General features: G+C 42.3%; 17 protein-coding genes and 3 tRNA genes. 10 read left to right on the top strand and 10 right to left on the bottom strand.

The features are described 5' to 3' along the window. Positions 1-96 (top strand): transposase domain-containing protein (locus FTU71_RS00005; protein ID WP_075175639.1); only part of this gene is annotated, 96 nt, incomplete at its 5' end. 105 nt (positions 97-201) lie between these two features. Here FTU71_RS00005 and gyrA read toward each other — a convergent pair. The 9 genes from gyrA to FTU71_RS00050 form a co-directional block, all read right to left on the bottom strand. Continuing rightward, the gene (gyrA, locus tag FTU71_RS00010; protein WP_167845878.1) at positions 202-3,177 is read right to left on the bottom strand and encodes a DNA gyrase subunit A; all 2,976 of its coding nucleotides are present in this window, start codon (positions 3,175-3,177) and stop codon (positions 202-204) included. Between the two features lie 402 nt (positions 3,178-3,579). Beyond that, positions 3,580-4,512, bottom strand: coding sequence for an electron transfer flavoprotein subunit alpha/FixB family protein (locus FTU71_RS00015; protein WP_180111122.1), 933 nt, complete (start codon positions 4,510-4,512; stop codon positions 3,580-3,582). Positions 4,513-4,530: 18 nt separating this feature from the next. Beyond that, positions 4,531-5,280, bottom strand: a complete 750-nt coding sequence (locus FTU71_RS00020; RefSeq protein ID WP_096901145.1) for an electron transfer flavoprotein subunit beta/FixA family protein — start codon at positions 5,278-5,280, stop codon at positions 4,531-4,533. 546 nt (positions 5,281-5,826) lie between these two features. Beyond that, on the bottom strand, positions 5,827-6,198 hold the full coding sequence (locus tag FTU71_RS00025; protein ID WP_096901040.1) for a hypothetical protein: 372 nt from the start codon (positions 6,196-6,198) through the stop codon (positions 5,827-5,829). A gap of 282 nt (positions 6,199-6,480) precedes the next feature. Further along, positions 6,481-7,395: a site-specific tyrosine recombinase/integron integrase gene (gene xerA, locus FTU71_RS00030; RefSeq protein WP_004971874.1), complete on the bottom strand. Its 915-nt coding sequence runs from the start codon at positions 7,393-7,395 to the stop codon at positions 6,481-6,483. Further along, positions 7,395-8,033, bottom strand: a complete 639-nt coding sequence (locus tag FTU71_RS00035; protein ID WP_096900946.1) for an alpha/beta fold hydrolase — start codon at positions 8,031-8,033, stop codon at positions 7,395-7,397. Before FTU71_RS00035 ends, xerA begins: the two co-directional genes overlap by 1 nt. Before the next feature lie 131 nt (positions 8,034-8,164). Then, complete coding sequence (dapF, locus tag FTU71_RS00040) at positions 8,165-9,010, bottom strand: diaminopimelate epimerase (protein WP_167845877.1); 846 nt, start codon at positions 9,008-9,010, stop codon at positions 8,165-8,167. A 12-nt stretch (positions 9,011-9,022) separates the two neighbouring features. Beyond that, complete coding sequence (gene lysA / locus FTU71_RS00045; RefSeq protein WP_180111124.1) at positions 9,023-10,267, bottom strand: diaminopimelate decarboxylase; 1,245 nt, start codon at positions 10,265-10,267, stop codon at positions 9,023-9,025. Positions 10,268-10,292: 25 nt separating this feature from the next. Beyond that, positions 10,293-10,532: a lipoprotein gene (locus tag FTU71_RS00050; RefSeq protein WP_004971884.1), complete on the bottom strand. Its 240-nt coding sequence runs from the start codon at positions 10,530-10,532 to the stop codon at positions 10,293-10,295. Between the two features lie 359 nt (positions 10,533-10,891). Here FTU71_RS00050 and FTU71_RS00055 point away from each other — a divergent pair, with 359 nt between their 5' ends. The 3 genes from FTU71_RS00055 (at position 10,892) to FTU71_RS00065 (ending at position 15,165) form a co-directional block, all read left to right on the top strand. Continuing rightward, positions 10,892-12,247 carry a sodium:alanine symporter family protein gene (locus FTU71_RS00055; protein WP_096900947.1) on the top strand — a complete coding sequence of 452 codons (1,356 nt, stop codon included), beginning with the start codon at positions 10,892-10,894 and terminating at the stop codon, positions 12,245-12,247. A gap of 424 nt (positions 12,248-12,671) precedes the next feature. Beyond that, entirely contained in the window at positions 12,672-14,063 is a 1,392-nt protein-coding gene (radA, locus tag FTU71_RS00060; protein ID WP_180111125.1) for a DNA repair protein RadA, read from the top strand. Between the two features lie 115 nt (positions 14,064-14,178). Next, complete coding sequence (locus FTU71_RS00065; RefSeq protein WP_004971891.1) at positions 14,179-15,165, top strand: Tim44 domain-containing protein; 987 nt, start codon at positions 14,179-14,181, stop codon at positions 15,163-15,165. A 350-nt stretch (positions 15,166-15,515) separates the two neighbouring features. Here the strand turns inward: FTU71_RS00065 and FTU71_RS00070 are convergent, their stop codons facing one another. Continuing rightward, complete coding sequence (locus FTU71_RS00070; RefSeq protein ID WP_004971893.1) at positions 15,516-16,694, bottom strand: trypsin-like peptidase domain-containing protein; 1,179 nt, start codon at positions 16,692-16,694, stop codon at positions 15,516-15,518. A 167-nt stretch (positions 16,695-16,861) separates the two neighbouring features. Here FTU71_RS00070 and FTU71_RS00075 point away from each other — a divergent pair, with 167 nt between their 5' ends. The 6 genes from FTU71_RS00075 to FTU71_RS00100 all read left to right on the top strand — a co-directional run bounded on the left by FTU71_RS00075 (position 16,862) and on the right by FTU71_RS00100 (position 19,445). Continuing rightward, on the top strand, positions 16,862-17,620 hold the full coding sequence (locus tag FTU71_RS00075; RefSeq protein ID WP_180111132.1) for a Nif3-like dinuclear metal center hexameric protein: 759 nt from the start codon (positions 16,862-16,864) through the stop codon (positions 17,618-17,620). Between the two features lie 181 nt (positions 17,621-17,801). Next, on the top strand, positions 17,802-18,428 hold the full coding sequence (locus FTU71_RS00080) for a superoxide dismutase (protein WP_026438302.1): 627 nt from the start codon (positions 17,802-17,804) through the stop codon (positions 18,426-18,428). Between the two features lie 146 nt (positions 18,429-18,574). Next, a tRNA-Asn gene (locus tag FTU71_RS00085) sits at positions 18,575-18,650 on the top strand. Positions 18,651-18,656: 6 nt separating this feature from the next. Beyond that, positions 18,657-18,732 (top strand) — tRNA-Asn (locus tag FTU71_RS00090). A 217-nt stretch (positions 18,733-18,949) separates the two neighbouring features. Further along, positions 18,950-19,252 carry a hypothetical protein gene (locus tag FTU71_RS00095; RefSeq protein WP_180005844.1) on the top strand — a complete coding sequence of 101 codons (303 nt, stop codon included), beginning with the start codon at positions 18,950-18,952 and terminating at the stop codon, positions 19,250-19,252. 117 nt (positions 19,253-19,369) lie between these two features. Then, positions 19,370-19,445 (top strand) — tRNA-Asn (locus FTU71_RS00100). Positions 19,446-19,481: the final 36 nt, after the last annotated feature.

Below are 19,481 nucleotides of genomic sequence, written 5' to 3' on the forward strand. Positions count from 1 at the left end.
GCCTATTTAAGTGATGTGCTGAAAAGGTTGCCGACACATAAAGTGACTCAGATTGAAGAATTGCTACCACACCGCTGGAAACCTGAACCGAATTAAAAAATAGGCATGGGGTTCAGCGGACGCTTACTTTCATCGCTTACCCTTATGCAGTCAACGTTTATAAAAAAGGACGCCGAAGCGCCCTTTTTATCAGTAAAAAACTTATTCTTCTACTGAATTTTCACCGTCTTTTTCCACTTGCTCAGTTTCAGCAACTGCATCCGTTTCAGCCACTAAAGATTCTGCACCTTCAATCGCTTCAACAAACTCGTCTTCTTCAACAGCTTCAATCGCTTCTACACCCACCAGTGTTTCGTTTTCACCCAAGCGGATTAAACGTACACCTTGTGCATTACGACCTGTTTGCGCCACTTCAGAAGCGCGAGTACGCACTAATGTACCGCCATCAGAAATCAGCATCAGTTCTTTGCTTTCATCAATAGCAACTGCACCGACCAATTCACCATTACGTTCAGAGGTCTTAATGGCAATCACACCTTTACCACCACGTTTTTTGGTTGGGAAGTCGTCTACAGGTGTACGCTTACCATAACCATTCGCCGAAGCACACAAAACTTCGCCTGTTTCTGGTACTACGACTAGCGATACGATACGGCTGATGAGTGCTGAATCTGAACTGTCTTCATCATCGCCATCGACTTCTACATCTTCTACATCTTCAACTTGTGCTGAACCGAAGCTGACACGCATACCACGTACGCCTTTGGCCGCACGACCCATTGAACGTACATCGGTTTCAGCAAAACGAATGGCTTTACCCTCATTAGAGAACAACATAATTTGCTGTTCGCCATCGGTAATTGCAACACCAATTAAAGTGTCTTCTTCATTCAATTCAATGGCACGTAAACCATTCGAACGTACGTTACTGAATTGTTCCAATTCAACACGTTTCACTGTACCTGATGCCGTTGCCATAAAGACATAAAAGTTTTTACGCAAGGCTTCTGCTTGTGATGCAAATTCTGCAATGATCTCATCGTCTAAATCGGTTGCAGAAAGCTCTACACCCAATTGTTTCAATTGCACACGCAATGCATCAGATAAATCATCACCATCTGCTAATTCAGCAAAGGCAGCTTCTAATTCTGCATAATGTGCAGCAATGATTGCGTTGGTTTGTATATGTGTAGCATTGGCTTTTACATAGCTACGGAAGTCTGCCAAACGCTCGGTAAATTTCTTCGGAGCATCAATGACAGGTAAAATCGCGGTGATGGTTTCATTGGCATCTAATGGCAATAAGTTCACCATTGGACGACCTTTCGCACCACGCGATGCCTGTGGTACTTCAAACACTTTCAGACGGTACACTTTACCCACATCGGTAAAGCACAGCACCGTTGCATGGTTAGATGTCACGATTAAATGCTGCACATAATCATCTTCTTTCATCGACGTTGCAGATTTACCACGACCACCACGACGCTGCGCTGCGTAATCTGACAATGGTTGAGTTTTTGCATAACCTGTTTGTGATACTGTCAGTACCACTTGTTCTTCTGGGATTAAATCTTCACGCGAGAAATCAATACGCGATTCTACAATTTCAGTACGACGTGCATCGCCATATTGCTGTAAAACTTGCGCCAACTCTTCACGAATCACGCCCATCAACAAATTAAAGTCATTCAAAATTGCAGTTAATTCAGCAATTTGTGCCAAAATTTCAGAATATTCTGCATGTAACTTGTCTTGTTCTAGACCTGTTAAACGATGCAAACGTAATTCTAAAATTGCGGTCACTTGCGCAGGTGATAAACGATAGACCTGACCATCTAAACCAAACGGGCGGTTAGGGTCTTCGCCTTCAATTTCATCTGGACGTACAGAAACTGAACCTGCTTTTTCCAATAACGCAACTACACCACCTGCTGCCCACTCGCCTGCCTGTAAACGCTCACGCGCTTCGGCTGGGTTGGCAGAAGATTTAATCGTTTCGATGATGGCATCAATATTGGCCAACGCAACGGTTAAGCCTTCTAAGATGTGTCCACGTTCACGCGCTTTACGCAACTCGAACATGGTACGGCGGGTCACTACTTCTTGGCGGTGACGAATAAATGCCGCAATAATATCTTTCAGGTTCATCAATTTTGGCTGACCATTGTCTAGGCAAACCATGTTGATGCTGAATGAGTTTTCTAATTGTGTATTCAAGAATAGGTTATTCACAATCACTTCAGCGTTTTCACCACGCTTCAGATCAATTGCAATACGCATCCCTTCTTTATCAGACTCATCACGTAATTCTGAAATACCTTCGAGTTTCTTCTCTTTCACCAGTTCAGCAATACGCTCAATGGTTTTGGCTTTGTTGACCTGATAAGGGATTTCAGTAAAGACGATGGTGGTACGACCAGATTTTTGATCTTCTTCAAAATGGTACTTACCACGAATATGCAAACGGCCTTTACCTGTACGGTAAGCATCGACAATGCCTGATTTACCGTAAATAATACCGCCTGTAGGGAAGTCTGGACCAGTAATATGTTCCATTAGCCCTTCAATTGAAATATTTGGGTTGTCTGCATAAGCCAAACATGCATGCACCACTTCAGTCATGTTATGCGGTGCCATATTGGTCGCCATACCCACCGCAATACCTGCAGCACCATTGACCAATAGGTTTGGAATACGAGTTGGCATTACTTGAGGAATACGCTCAGAGCCGTCGTAGTTATCTTCCCAATCGACGGTGTCCTTTTCTAAATCGGCCAACAATTCGTGGGTAAGTTTGCGCATACGGACTTCGGTATAACGCATAGCTGCAGCACTATCGCCATCAATCGAACCGAAGTTACCCTGACCATCGACCAATTGATAACGCAAACTGAAATCTTGCGCCATGCGAACAATCGTTTCGTAAACAGCGTAGTCACCATGCGGGTGATATTTACCGATGACGTCACCGACTACACGGGCAGACTTTTTGTAAGCTTTGTTGTAGTCATTGCCCAATTCGTGCATTGCGAATAGCACACGACGATGCACAGGTTTTAGACCATCTCGTACATCTGGCAGCGCACGTGACACAATCACGCTCATCGCATAGTCTAAATACGAGTGCTTGAGTTCATCCTCAATGGCAATCGGTCTAATTTCCGATACGCTCATGCATACTCCTTATTCTGCAAACAAATTTTGCTTGCATTTTATATGTCGTAAAACTTGCAAATGATTAGCCTGAAATGCAGGCTAAAAATAAAAACTAGCGAAAAATTATAGCATATACGCCTGTGTTTTTGTGCTTTAGAGATGATCTTAATCTTGTTAATTTACTTAAATTTAACGGTGATTTTTTAGGCAAAAAATATTCACACCCAAGAAACAAAAGTGCTTCATATTTTTAAGAGTCACGTCAAAATATCTTCAACATATACTTGCTCGATATGTACCCACATATACGCTAAGTTCACATAATGTACTTAAAACCAATCACTGCATCTTAATTAAAAAAGACAATAAAAAACGCCCCTATGCTATTCACATAGAGGCGTTTTTGACTGTGTTCAGTAATTAGATTTTAGATACTAACTCTGGAACAACAGTGTTCAAGTCACCCACTAACCAGTAGTCAGCTACTGCGTTGATTGGCGCTTCTTCGTCTTTGTTGATCGCAACGATCACTTTAGAGTCTTTCATACCTGCCAAGTGCTGAATCGCACCAGAGATACCTACAGCGATATACAAATCAGGTGCAACGATTTTACCTGTTTGACCAACTTGCATGTCATTTGGTACGAAGCCCGCATCAACTGCTGCACGAGATGCACCTTGTGCTGCACGAAGTTTATCCGCTAATGGATCAAGCACTTTGTGATAGTTCTCACCAGAACCTACACCTCGACCACCAGAAACCACAATACGCGCTGCTGTTAATTCTGGACGCTCTGATTTCACAATTTCTTCAGATACGAACTTAGAAATACCCGCATCACCTTGTGATGCAGCAGCTTCAACTGCAGCTGAACCACCTTCTGCAGCAACAGGGTCAAATGCTGTACCACGTACAGTACCCACCACAATCGCTTCTGAAGATTCTACAGTCGCAATTGCGTTACCTGCATAAATTGGACGCTTGAATGTTTTTGCAGAATCTACAGCTACGATGTCTGTGATCATGCTGACATCAAGAAGTGCAGCCGCACGCGGTAAAATGTTTTTACCTGTTGTTGTAGAAGCAGCAAGGATATGGCTATAACCTTTGCCTAACTCTGCAACAAGTTTTGCAACGTTTTCAGCCAATTGATTTGCATAAGCAGCATCATCAGCAAGCAATACTTTGCTTACGCCTGCAACTTTAGCTGCTTGGTCTGCAACTGCTTGTGCACCAGAACCCGCAACCAATACAGTGATATCACCACCGATTTTTTGAGCTGCAGCAACAACGTTTAATGTTGCACCATTTAGTGCTTTATTGTCGTGCTCAGCGATAACTAAAATACTCATGATTTTTATCCTTCTGTATTAGATCACTTTCGCTTCGTTTTTCAATTTTTCTACAAGCTCATCTACAGATTTCACTTGTACGCCCGCTTTACGCTCAGCAGGTGCTTCAACTTTTACAGTTTTCAGCTTAGTACCTGTTGCAACGCCATAATCTGCAGGAGATTTGGTGTCTAGCGGTTTTTTACGTGCTTTCATGATGTTTGGAAGTGCCGCATAACGTGGCTCATTCAAACGTAAGTCAGTGGTGATGATTGCAGGAAGTGCAAGCTCAACAGTTTGTAAACCACCGTCAATTTCACGTGTTACCTGAACTTTGTCGCCATCTACTTTTACTTCTGAAGCAAAAGTACCCTGACCTGCACCAAGTAAAGCGCCTAGCATTTGACCAACTTGGTTAGAGTCGTCATCAATAGCTTGCTTACCCAATAAAATAAGTTGTGGTTGTTCTTGTTCAACAACACCTTTTAAGATTTTAGCCACTTCAAGTGCACCAATCTCATCGGCTGTTTCAACCAAAATACCACGGTCTGCACCAAGCGCCATTGCAGAACGAATTTGTTCCTGCGCTTCTTTAGGACCAATGGATACCACTACGATTTCTGAAACAGTTCCTTTTTCTTTTAAACGAACCGCTTCTTCCACTGCGATTTCACAGAATGGGTTAATTGACATCTTAACGTTAGTTAGGTCAACTCCACTATTATCCGGCTTAACGCGAACTTTAACGTTGGCATCTACCACACGTTTTACAGCAACAAGAGCCTTCATGTAATCCTCGGCTGTTTTAGCAAAAGTAAATATTGAGAAAAGTTAATAATAACTCTTCGCTTTAAATTTTTTAGGTGTCCTATCTTGCTATGTGATCGGCATTTCGGTCAAGTCAGAATTGTCTAAACAAGGCTAAAAATGCCGAAAATTAACTGAACGATGCGTTCATACTTTTTTATTTCTAAAAATTAACAAACCAAGCGACGATTATATAAGCAATTTTAAGCTTTGATTTATATTATGTTTTTTATTTATTTCCCTCATCAACAAGATTGATTGAAATGCAATTCAAATTGAGTTCCGCCTACAATTTAAGCAAAGTTCCTTACATAAAACCCCATAATCTGACTGTCATTAAAGATAGAAAACTTTATTTTTTGCAGTATTTTTTCAGATATAAATGCTCTTTTAAAATGTGACTGCTGGTTCACAAAACTGTATTCAGCAGTTTATTGGGTATGAAATAAACAATCTGTTTTATTTTGATGGATATTTATGCGCTTTCACCACGCCACCTCCCAGATAAAGGACATAAAAAAACTCAGCTTAAACTTGCTGAGTTTCTAAAAAGTCACGGTGGATATGACTTAAATCTATCAATTCATAGGCCTGTAAATTAAAAATTTCCCAAACTGCAATAAAATCTTCTTTTACATCTATTTTACTGCTTGCATTTGGGCGTGCTTGCCACTGCTGATCTGAAATCCATAAATAGCTTTGTTGCGTTTGCGGATGAATCGCCTGCATTTTACCTTCAGCATTAATACCCTGCACCAAACAATCGGCAGGTAGTTCTTGCTCGATCATCGGCAAGCTTATTTCGACAAAATGTTTCACTTGACGCAAGCCATAACCTGCAAAAATTTCTTTTTGGCTTGGGCTTAATTGTTCATATTTTTCTTGAAGATTCGAAATCATGGTTTTGCCTATCATTTGATATCCAAAGTGTTATGCAGTGGAACAAAAAATAATGTCATCCATGTCTATTATTCGTGTGACCCACTCTTTCTGCTTCTTTATACTGCATAACGCACTTTTTTATTATTCTACAATAGTTGCAATGACATCTTGGTGAAAGCGCTTTTACTTAAAGTATTAAGTACAGCACAAAGGCTTTACAACTGACTGTGAGAAAAATATTTGCAGTATGAAATAGCTATATTTTAACTTGCAAAAATAATGCCGACTTTAGGTAAAGCTTTACTTTTTACTCGCACGTGGATGTGCCTGATCATAAACTCGCGCTAACTGATCAAAATCGACATGGGTATAAATTTGCGTGGTGCTTAAATTGCTATGCCCAAGCATTTCTTGGACTGCACGTATATCCCCACTATTCGACAGCATGTGACTTGCAAAACAATGTCGCAATAAGTGCGGATGCAAATCGACATTAACGCCCGCACGCTGCGCCTGAAACTTCACCCGATTTTCAATTTGGCGTGCTTTTAAAGGTTCACCTTTTTGAGTAATAAACAATGCTGCATCGGGTACAAAATCGCCCTGCCATAAAGGGTAAATCTGCAGCCATTGCATCACCGCATCTTTGGCTTTGCGACCAAAAGGCACTATACGGGTTTTATTGCCTTTACCCGTAATGCGCAGCAATTGACGGTTAAAATCTAAATCGCGGATACGTAAACTTTGTACCTCTGCTAGGCGCAAACCACTCGAATAGAGCAATTCTAAAATCGCTTTATCGCGTCGCCACATTTGTTGTTGTACTTCAGTTTCAGGTTCAGGCTGATCCAAAATTTGATGAATCGTTTCAATATCAATCAAACCCGGCAAAGGTCGTGGCTGACGTTTTAGCTGAAAATTATCAATTGGATTAAATTGTAAATACTGCCCTTGCTCGGCCCATTTCATAAACTGACGAATCGCTGACAACATGCGCTGTAAACTGCTGCTATTTAACTGTTGCTGTTCTACTTTTTGCGCTAAATAATGGCGCAAATCTGCAGCCTCTACATCATATAAGGCAAGTTGTTGTTGCTCACAAAAGCTAAAAAAATCGTTTAAATCGCGTGCGTAGGCTTTTAACGTATGCGGTGACTGCTGTTGTATTTCTCGTTCTTTGAGCCACATCTTTAATAGTTGCTGCGGATCGTACATTAGTCACGCTCCGATTGCTGAACTGCGGCAAACTGAGATAAATAAGCAGCAATGTGTTCAGCCGCCTGATCTGCATGTGTTTCTAAAAACAAATGATCACCATCATGCACAATTTTTAATACGGCTTGTGGAAATTGTTGTTGTAAAAACTCACCTACCGCCAGTGGACTTATCGGGTCTTGATCACCCCATAACAACAAAATAGGCATGTTGATTTTAGCAAAGTCTACCGTGTAATCGGCCTTTGCCTCTACAAACCAGTCAGGATAATTTAAATCACTTGCTTGATAGTCTTGTCGCCAATCTTGCACCTGAAAACTGCTTAAATCCATGCCACCAGATGTTGCAACCAATACTAATCCTTTGACTTTTTCTGGATATTGCAACGCGGCAGCAACTGCAAAAATACCACCCATCGACTGTGCAATGATAATGCAATCATCTGGGATATTCGCCAACACATAAGCCTGCAAACTTGCAAAATCATGTACCTGTGAATGTGCAGGTTGATGATTAAATTCAGGATAAGCCACAATTTTTACAGCATTCTGCCACGGCAATTTTTCAATTTTTTCGATTAGCGGATGAAAAAATGCGGTATTGCCTGAAGCGCCAGGTAAAAAAATCAGTTGCGGCATAATGAGTAGAAGTTTTTAGAGTGACATTCAGTACAGCATACCTAATCCGTGCTGCAAGATACAAAAAAGCACCATTCGTTTTGAAAAGTGCTTTTAAGTAAGATAAGAGCTGTTCATGTTAGAACGAAACATCAGCCCTGAAAATAATTTAAATCCAAACGACCGTGATAGACATTAGCAGTTGGCCCTGTCATCCACACCACATCGCCTTCACGCCATTCGATTTGCAACTTACCACCTGCCAGTTCAATTTCAACTGAATTAGACAATAAGCCACGGCGCATACCCGAAACGGCTGCAGCACATGCACCTGTACCACAAGCCAAGGTTTCACCTACGCCACGTTCAAACACACGCAAACGCGCATGTTTTTCGTCAATGATTTGCATAAAACCTGCATTGACGCGCTGTGGAAAACGCTCGTGTGATTCCACTTCTGGGCCAATACCTGCAACATCGGCAGTCAATACATCAGGCACAATGGTCACAGCATGAGGATTGCCTATGTTCACCACATCAATGGTCAATGCAGCACCATCTTTCAGCGCAATGTCATATAAGTTATCAGGCTCATCGGCAATGAATGGAATCTCATGCGGCAAGAATTTTGGATAGCCCATATTCACCCGCACCCAACCGTTTTGCCCCAATTCAGGCTCTACAATGCCTGCCTTGGTTTGCACCTTGATTTTGGTTTTGGTCGTAAGCTGACGTTCATGCACAAAACGTGCAAAACAACGCACACCATTGCCGCACTGCTCCACTTCAGAACCATCGGCATTGAAAATGCGATATTTAAAATCGACATTTGGTAAATCGGGCGGTTCCACAATCAGGAGTTGGTCAAAGCCAATCCCGAAGTGGCGGTCTGCAAGGCGTTGAATAGTCAGCGCATCCAAATACGCACGCTGGCTGATGAGATCAACCACCATGAAGTCATTGCCCAGACCATGCATTTTGGTAAATTCTAATAACATCTCGAATTCCCCTTATGGCAATAAACGCTCTCTTTCCCACAGCGATTCAATGCTTTCACGTTCATGAATTAAATGTGCTTGATCTGCATCGACCATGACTTCAGCTGCACGACCACGGCTGTTGTAGTTAGAACTCATCACAAAACCGTATGCGCCCGCACCCATTACAGCTAAAACATCATTTTCTTTGATCGCAAGCTGACGTTCTTTACCCAAGAAATCACCTGTTTCACAAATTGCACCAACCACATCCCACTCTAGCGTTTCAACATCAGTACGTGGGGTTACGGGCTGAATGTCCATCCATGCTTCATATAACGCAGGACGGATTAAGTCATTCATGGCAGCGTCAATAATCGCAAAGTTACGATGATTGGTCGGTTTGAGTAAATCAACTTTTGTTAGCAGCACGCCCGCATTGGCAGAGATACTACGACCCGGTTCCATATACACTTTAAGACCTAACTTTTCTAAAGCGGGACGTAAAGCATTGGCATATTCTTCAACCGTTGGTGGAGTTTCATCTTTATAAGTCACCCCTAAACCACCGCCAATATCAATGTGTTTTAGCTGAATACCCATTTCTTTTAAGGTATCAATCATCACAATCACGCGATCTAAAGCATCGACAAACGGTTGTGTTTCGGTCAATTGTGAACCGATGTGACAGTCAATTCCAACGATATCTAAGTTTGCTAAAGAAGCCGCATATTCATAAGTGCTATATACCGAATCAGACGGAATCCCGAACTTGTTTTCTTTTAAGCCTGTAGAAATATAAGGATGGGTTTTGGCATCGACATCTGGGTTAACCCGTAATGAAATTGGTGCTTTGACATTCATGCTTGCCGCAACTTTTTGAATACGGTCTAATTCTGCATGCGATTCTACGTTAAAGCAGGCAATCCCAACTTCCAACGCTTTTTGAATATCGGCTTCAGTTTTACCTAAACCTGAAAAAACAATTTTCGATGCATCACCACCTGCTTTGAGAACACGCGCCAATTCACCGCCTGTCACAATATCAAAACCTGCACCCAACTTAGCCAATACATTCAATACCGCAAGATTCGAGTTTGACTTTACCGCAAAACAAATTTGATGATCGATAAAGTGGAAAGCACGATCCATATCTAAATAATGCTTTTCAAAAGTCGCTTTTGAATAAACATAGAGTGGTGTGCCAAATTGCTGTGCGAGTTGTTGTAGCGAACATTGCTCGGCGTGCAAAACCCCTTGAATGCGGGTAAAACTCATGAATGTATCCTTTATCTAGAAAGCGTTAAGGTGTAGTCGATGTAGATGCAGCAGGTGCAGCAAACTGCTGTTGCACAGGTACGGCTGTGTCTGACGATGTTGCCGATTGCGTTGCACGTTTAGGCGCAGCATCTGGATATAACAAATATTTTGCGCGTTTGTCGTAATTTGGGTCATTGGGTAACTGTAATGTACCTGACTGACCACAACCGACCAAAACCACTGTTGTAAGCAAAACACTCATGCAGCAAATGACGGTACGCATCTGACCACCTATAAAATATTTTCGATGAAGTATAACGCGATCACTGCCGCGACCAAAGTGCTAATGCAGAGAGATTATATTGAGCTTAGTAAAAATTCTAGCTTACTTACTATTCTGCTGGCATAGATTGACCTTATCAGGTCTGAAAAATTGCGACTTCTGACACAGATAAAGTCAATTTTATTTCAAGGCATCAATTGTCAAAATCTAAAAACTATGCAAAAAATATAACGTGCTTAAAACCAAGTTCTTTTAACAGGAAGTTTTAAAGACTGGCATATCACTTGCTTAATTTTTACAACTGTTCAACTACAGTCACAAACTAAGCATTTATACACTGCGTTTATAAGAAGAAATTTATGCAAAATTTACAATCGATGATGGAAACCCTAAGCGGTTGGGTCTGGGGTCCATACATGCTGGTTCTCATTGTGGGAACGGGCGTCTTCCTCACCTTCCGCTTATTGTTCTGGCAATTCCGCATGCTGCCACTGGCTTTTAAACAAGTCTTTTGCAAACACGACAAAGCGCAAAAAGAACCGGGCGATATTTCACATTTCGCATCACTGATGACTGCACTCTCTGCCACCATTGGTACGGGAAATATTGCAGGTGTTGCAACGGCTTGCGTCCTCGGTGGCCCGGGTGCAGTGTTTTGGATGTGGATGACTGCCCTGTTTGGTATGGCGACCAAATATGGTGAAGGTGTTTTGGCGGTTAAATACCGTATTAAAAACGAAAAAGGGCAAATGTCAGGCGGCCCAATGTACTACATTGAACGCGGACTAAAATGGAAATGGCTCGCGATTATCTTTGCCTTTTTTGGCACAGTCGCCTCGTTTGGAATTGGTAGTTCAGTACAATCCAACACCGTAGCTTTAGCAGTTGAAAATAGCTTAGGTGTAGAAACTTGGATTACTGGCGTGGTAATTACCGTATTTTCTGCATTGGTGATTTTGGGCGGAATTAGCTCGATTTCCAAAGCATCTTCGGTGATTGTTCCGATTATGGCCATTCTGTATGTTACAGGCGGTTTAATTATTATCCTGAATAATTTACACCTTGTCGTGCCTGCATTTGAGCTAATTTTCCGTGATGCCTTTACTGGTGAAGCAGTTGCGGGCGGTGCAATTGGTGCAGTAATTCGTTACGGGGTTGCACGTGGCGTATTCTCCAACGAAGCAGGGATGGGTTCTGCCCCAATTGCTGCTGCGGCTGCAAAAACCGACCACCCTGCGCGTCAAGGTTTAGTGTCTATGACAGGTACCTTCATTGATACCATTATTGTCTGTAGCATCACGGGGATTGTTTTGGTAATGGGCTTCATTATGGCAGGTAATAGCTTTGGTGGTGCAACAGGTGCTGTACTCACCACACAGGTTTTTGACCAGTTATTGCCAGGCTTTGGTGGTTGGGTCGTCACTTTCGGGATCATCTTCTTCGCCTATTCCACCATTCTCGGTTGGAGCTATTATGGTGAAAAATGCTGTACTTATTTATTCGGCGAAAAATACGTGTTGATTTACCGCTTAATTTATATTGCTTCAGTGTTCATTGGCACCATCGCCACCCTAGATTTAGTCTGGTTATTTGCCGATACCTTTAATGGTTTAATGGCTGTACCAAACTTAATTGCCTTGTTGTTACTGTCTGGTGTGATTGCCAAAGAATCTAAAGACTTTATTGCGAAGCGCAAATCTGGCGAGTTGTATTAGGGTCTGTTGACAATTCGTCTATGTTTGCGGCAACGCATATTTTTTAGCTGATATAAGGCATGGGACAGGAGATTTAGTCATTCTAAATGACTGGCGCATAACGCAATAGCAGCAAAAAATATGCTTGCCCTGAAAGGCTGTGGCTAAAACTTTCTCAGATTGCGTTATGAAACTTGGCAATAGTCTCGCTATTCCCTGCGTTTCATGCCTAATCTGCTCAGTTTTAGCCTACAGCGCAAGCCATTTATGAAATGTCAACAAACCCTAAATAAACCCAATTCATTGAATTATTCCGTTCAAATCATAAATCATACAATCACCCACGTGGTTGTATGATTTTCCATGAAAAATCCAGATAACATTCATTTCGCGAACATTCCTCTGTATGCTGTAGTCAGTTTTTAATTGATGCAATGACTGGGTTATGGCAAAAGTAAAAAGTGTCTATCGCTGTGAACAATGTGGTGCAGATCATCCTAAATGGGCAGGTCAATGTTCAGAATGTGGGGAATGGAACTCACTTCATGAGGTCAGTATTGCCCCTGCGGTGACGCATCGTGCCCAACCTAAAATGGGCGGTGGCTATGCAGGACAAGCGGCCGCCATTACCACGCTTAATAAAGTGTCTGTATCGCACGAAACCCGTTTAACAACAGGCATTGGGGAATTTGACCGTGTTTTGGGTGGCGGTTTGGTTACGGGCTCTGTGGTACTGATTGGTGGAGATCCTGGTATCGGGAAATCGACCATTTTGCTACAAACTGCGACTCACATGGCGGCTGCCAATAACACCGCTTTATATATCACAGGTGAGGAATCTCTTTCGCAAGTGGCGTTACGCGCTCAACGCTTAGACTTACCCACCGATCAACTGAAAGTCATGGCAGAAACCTGTGTCGAACGGATTTGTGAAGTTTTGGCGCATGAACGCCCTGCGGTAGCCATTCTGGACTCGATTCAAACTTTATATACCGAAACGTTGCAGTCTGCTCCAGGTGGTGTTTCACAAATTCGTGAATCAGCTGCCTTGCTGACTCGTTTTGCTAAAAATAGTGGCACTGCGCTGTTTATTGTCGGTCATGTGACCAAAGAAGGGGCTTTAGCGGGGCCGCGCGTCCTTGAACACATGGTCGATTGCGTCTTGTATTTTGAAGGACAGTCAGACTCACGCTACCGTATGATTCGAGCAGTCAAAAACCGTTTCGGTGCAGTGAATGAACTGGGCGTTTTTGGCATGACCGATAAAGGCTTACGCGAGGTTGCCAATCCATCTGCGATATTTTTGAGCCGTTATGATGAGGCAATTCCAGGTTCTATTGTCATGATTAGCCGCGAAGGAACGCGACCACTTTTAGTTGAAGTACAAGCTTTGGTGGATGATGCACATGGTCAGCCTAGACGTGTGGCTTTAGGTCTGGAACAAAACCGTCTGAATATGCTATTGGCGGTGATGCATCGGCATGGCGGCGTACAAACTTCAGGGCAAGATGTGTATGTGAATGTGGTCGGCGGCTTAAAAATTACCGAAACAGGTTCAGACCTTGCTGTACTACTTGCCTGTGCTTCTAGCTTGCGTGGCAAAGCCCTGCCACAACAAATGGCAGTATTTGGTGAGGTCGGTTTATCGGGTGAAATCCGCCCAGTACCAAATGGTCAGGAACGCTTAAAAGAAGCTATTAAACACGGATTTAAATATATTATTGTGCCGCGTGGCAATGCCCCACAAAAAGCCATTGCAGGTGTGCAAATTATTGCGGTGGCGCGTTTGCATGAAGCCTTAACTGAAGCCATGAATTTAAGTGAAAACTTAGGTTAAATCCTTGGATGATATTTTTTCAGTTTCAAGAAAAAATATCATATTTATATTGAAATTCGCAGCAAATGCCTGCATAAATACACAGCTTAACTTTATTTTAATATAGGAAAATTTGATGGAAGTTCGACAGCGTGGTTTGATCGCAGCAATGCTCACAGCGACTTTATTGGTAGCTCCGTTAGCAGCAGAAGCAAAACGTGCAGGTGGCGGTAAAAGCCATGGCATGAGTCGTTCGGCTGCTCCAACTCAGTCTTACCAACAACCTCGTCAAACAACGCCAGCACAACAACCAACAACTGCACCAGCACAGCAAAAATCTGGTCCAGGCGTAGGTGGTATGGTTGCTGCAGGTGTTGCAGGTGCGGCAATTGGTGCGGTTGCTGCCAATGCCTTGGCCGATGATCAAGCTGCAAGTGCTGCCGAAGCGCAAGAGGAAAAAGGCGGTATTCCAAGCTGGATTTGGATTTTACTCGCTGCTGCTGTTGCCTTCTTCATTTTCCGTAAGATGGGCGCAAAAAAAAAACTAACGCCTAATCCGTATGCGCCAAATAGCGGTGCCAATCAGGCACCGTTTGCGCAAACACCACCTGCTGCAGCGCCACGTAACGACAATACCAATATTTTTGGTCAATCTGTTGGGGGTTCTGCCGCTTCTACCCAAGCGCCTTTTGGTCAAGCTGCCAATAATAACGCGCCATTTGGTGCAGCTTATACCAACAGTGGCAATCAATTGCCTGATGGTTCAGAGCCTGCAACCTTTTTACGTGTAGCGCGTCAGCGTTTTAACCATATTCAGTCTATGAACACAGCCAGTAATATCGCAGAAATTCAGCGTTATTTAACTCCTGATTTATATCAGTCGATGTATCAGGACATTATGGCAAACCAAGACCAAGATGTAGCAGAGTTTTCTAACTTGAATGCCATGGTGGTCGATTCTGCAACTGAAAATGGTCAATATGTCATAAGTGTACGCTTTACAGGTACAGTCAGCGAAGACCTGAACAGCTTACCGCAACCATTTACAGAAATTTGGCACTTTGTAAAACCTGCAGGCTCTAATCAAGACTGGTTAGTGGCAGGTATTCAGCAAGAGCAATAATTTCAATGGATCTAGAAAAACAGCGACTTCGGTTGCTGTTTTTTATGCCTTTCTTTATCTAAGTTGAGACCCATCATGTTTAAACAGCACGTTTAAATCTTCTAAGACATCAACACCGAATACATCCACACTTGCCACACAAAACCAAACCCTCGATTGATTAGATCTATCAAAAAGTATCATCATTCATCAATACAGTTTATTTAGCCCACCTTCTCTTTGTATCTACCCAGAGATAAATCAAATCACGTTATCCGTATCACTTTGGTTATTTCCAGTCGATCTCCATTTACTTAGCCAACAAAAAAGCCCTGCAAACGGGCAAGGCTAAATTGTTACTGTTAAATCTATTATTCAGGCAATGGAATAAATTGCTTATCGGTATTTTGAACTTTGCGCTCACCGACTGCGACTTCCAAATCTAAGGCTTCTTCACCACGTTCAACTGAAACAGTCACCGTCGTATGCGGTGCTTGTGCAGCAACATAATTAATTAAATGCGAGGTTGAAGTAATCGCTTCATCATTCACTTTTAAAATTTTGTCACCACGTTTTAAACCTGCTTCTGCTGCAGGGCCACCGCGCAGTACATCAGCAACCACTACACCGCCTTGTGCAGGTTCTAAAATGTTGTCTTGTTGCACAGGCAACAAACTAATACCTAACCAACCACGAACCACACGTCCATCTTTTAAAATCGAGTTTAAAACCTGCTGACAGACTTGTGCAGGAATTGCAAAGCCGATGCCCAATGAACCACCTGATTGCGAGAAAATTGCCGTATTTACTCCAATCAAATTTCCTGCCACATCAATCAATGCACCACCTGAGTTACCTGGATTAATTGCTGCATCGGTTTGAATGAAATCTTCATAGGTATTAATACCCAAGTCAGAACGTCCTGTCGCAGAAATAATCCCTTGAGTCACGGTTTGTCCCACACCAAATGGGTTACCAATCGCAAGTACGACATCGCCCACTTCATTGCCACTCAGTTTAAATGGCAATACAGGCAGTTTTTCTAGATCAATTTTAATGACCGCTAAGTCTGTGTCTGGGTCAGTTCCAACAACTTTTGCAACCGCACGGCGTCCATCGTGCAAAGCCACGACAATTTGTTCAGCCTGCGCGATCACATGATTATTCGTTAAAATATAACCATCTGGACGAACAATGACCCCAGACCCCAAACTGTTTTCATTTGGGCCTTGCTTAAATTGATCGGGTAACTGATTGCCAAAAAATTCACGAAATGCAGGGTCATTTAACAATGGATGATCCATTTGTTTCACTTTTTGTGTGGTAAAAATATTTACCACCGCAGGCGCTGCCACTTTAACCGCAGCGCTATACGACACCACCCCACCTGTCCGTGTTGTATCAATTAATGGTTCAACTTTCTCGGCAGGCATTTTGACCCCATCGGCAGCCACAGGCGCTTTCGGTTTTTGCAGTTGTTGCCAAGTCACAAAGCCAATAATAACCAGAATGAGTAACACCCAAGGTAACCAGGTAAAGGTCCGGCGCACGTTTTGTACCTCTAAGTAAATTTTTTTTGATGATTAAGTCATTGAATGAGCTATTGTAAAACGAAACACAAATAGAAACATAAAAAAGCCCAAGAGTTTTGTCTTGCTTTAGTTACAATACAAAATATGTTTTGATATTCGCTAAATATGTGCAATTTGAGAGAGTTATGGCGCAATTAAAAGAAATTATTCAATGGTGTGATCAAACTTTAAATACACATGAATTTAAAGATTACGCGCCCAACGGTTTACAAATTGAAGGTAAGTCTGACGTTCAAAAAATTCTTTGTGCAGTAACCGCCTCTCAAGAGGCTATCGAGGCCGCTATTGCGCAAAATGCAGACTTATTGTTGGTGCATCATGGCTATTTTTGGAAAGGCGAACCTTACCCAATTACAGGCATGCGCGGTAAACGCATCAAAAGTTTAGTCCAACATGATATTTCTTTGGTCGGTTATCACTTACCGCTCGATTCACATCCAAGTCTAGGCAATAACGCAGCCATTGCTGAATGTTTAGCGTTAGAAAATTTGCAAGCCTTAGACCCTAGTGAACGTCATCCTATTGGCAATATTGGTTTTTTAAAGCAAGCCATGAGCGCAACCGAATTTCGTGACTATCTCACAGCGCGTTTAGGCTTTAAAACCATTCATCTTCCTGCCGAAAAAAGTCAGATTCAAAAAGTAGGGTTCTGCACGGGTGCAGCACAAGATTTTATTGGCAAAGCGGCAGAACAAGGTTGTGATGCCTTTATTTCGGGCGAAGTCAGTGAACGCACCTATTATGAAGCCAAAGAACTAGGCGTGCATTATTATGCCTGCGGACATCACGCGACTGAGCGCTATGGTGTACAACGACTCGCAAAAGCTATTTCAGAACAGTTTAATATTGAGTATAGTTATTTTGAATTAAATAACCCAATTTAATACACCGTTTCACCCAACGATTTCACTCAAATGACATCTGTGTTTAACATAGTCTTTAGATGTATACATTCGAGTCTTATTCTGTATGGTTATTTATACCTAATGCGCAATTTGATCTCGAAATCTATTACAATAGAGCCACTTAATGTTAAAACCCAGCAAAATGCAAGGAATTGAAAACATGACAACCATTACTTTACCGGCTTTACCATACGGTTACGAAGATCTTGCTCCACACATCAGCAAAGAAACTTTAGAATTCCACCACGACAAACACCACAACACTTATGTTGTGAACCTGAACAACTTGATCGCGGGTACGGAGCTTGAAGGTAAAACTTTAGACGAAATCATCAAAGCAACTGCAGGCGATGCAGCTAAAGCTGGTGTATTCAACAACGCAGCGCAAGTTTGGAACCACACGTTCTACTGGAACTGTATGGCGAAAAACGGTGGTGGTAAAGCTACTGGTGCTTTGGCTGCTAAAATTGATGAAGCTTTCGGTTCTTACGAAAAATTTGCTGAAGAATTTGCTGCTGCTGCAACAACTCAATTCGGTTCAGGTTGGGCTTGGTTAGTAGCTGACGAAGTGAATGGCAAACTTTCTATTATGAAAACTTCAAATGCTGACACACCAATGGCGCACGGCAAAGTTGCAGTATTGACGATTGACGTTTGGGAACACGCTTACTACATCGACTTCCGTAATGCACGTCCTGTTTACATCAAAACTTTCTTAGAAAGCCTTGTAAACTGGGATTACGCAAATGCGAAATACGCAGGTCAAGATGCTGGTGTAGAAAAATAATTTCTATTTTTCTGTAGAAAAACTGCTCTTTATGGGCAGTTTTTTTATTTTTGCAGATGAAATGAATATTTATAAAGCAAACAATACATTTCTGATGATGAACGTGTTGACGACTTAAACTTTCATCCCTAAAATGCCCCACAGATTCTCCAATAGCTCAGTCGGTAGAGCGACGGACTGTTAATCCGCAGGTCCCTGGTTCGAGCCCAGGTTGGAGAGCCAATCTATTCTCCCATAGCTCAGTCGGTAGAGCGACGGACTGTTAATCCGCAGGTCCCTGGTTCGAGCCCAGGTGGGAGAGCCAAGATTCTAAAAATCCCACGCAGTATGACGTGGGATTTTTTTTTGCAATTTTTATTGTTTTTATAGTGGATATGATGTTCTAAACGAATGGAACAGGCCTCACTCTCCCCTTAAATCAAAATTAAAACCATACAGTGAAGATCGGGCTATCCCCTCTTGTGATGACTCTATTTTTTCGCTAACTTAGGTTCATCAACAACAATAAAACTTGAAAGCCCATGCAAGCGCCTTGGTTAAAATCCCTGATTTTTTGGACAATTCTGATTGTGGTGATTTTTGAAATTTTTCAATGTACGCAAAAATCTGAAAGCAATAAAACTGCTGCGACACTCATGTATGAACGTCTGTATCAATGCAGTCGTGATCTGAACGCACAACAACAAGCCACCTTAAAACAAATTCAAAGCCAAGTGAAAACAGAAATGACTCAGCAAGAGATGCTGCAATTAATTAACTTATGTCGTAAAACCAACCCACCACAGACACGCGAAGATTATATAAAAGCCATTCAAGCACTCTAAAAACTGCGTTGAAACAAAGCTAGATGATTATTTTTAAAGCAGTTAATCTATAATTACGGATTTTTTTCAATTCCAGCTTGACCAAAAACAGATACCCACATAGAATGCGTGTCAGATTCTCCCATAGCTCAGTCGGTAGAGCGACGGACTGTTAATCCGCAGGTCCCTGGTTCGAGCCCAGGTGGGAGAGCCAAAATTCTTAAAAAACCCACGCATTATGACGTGGGTT

The organism is Acinetobacter sp. YH12136 (assembly GCF_013418545.1).
Classification (GTDB): Bacteria; Pseudomonadota; Gammaproteobacteria; order Pseudomonadales; family Moraxellaceae; genus Acinetobacter; species Acinetobacter towneri.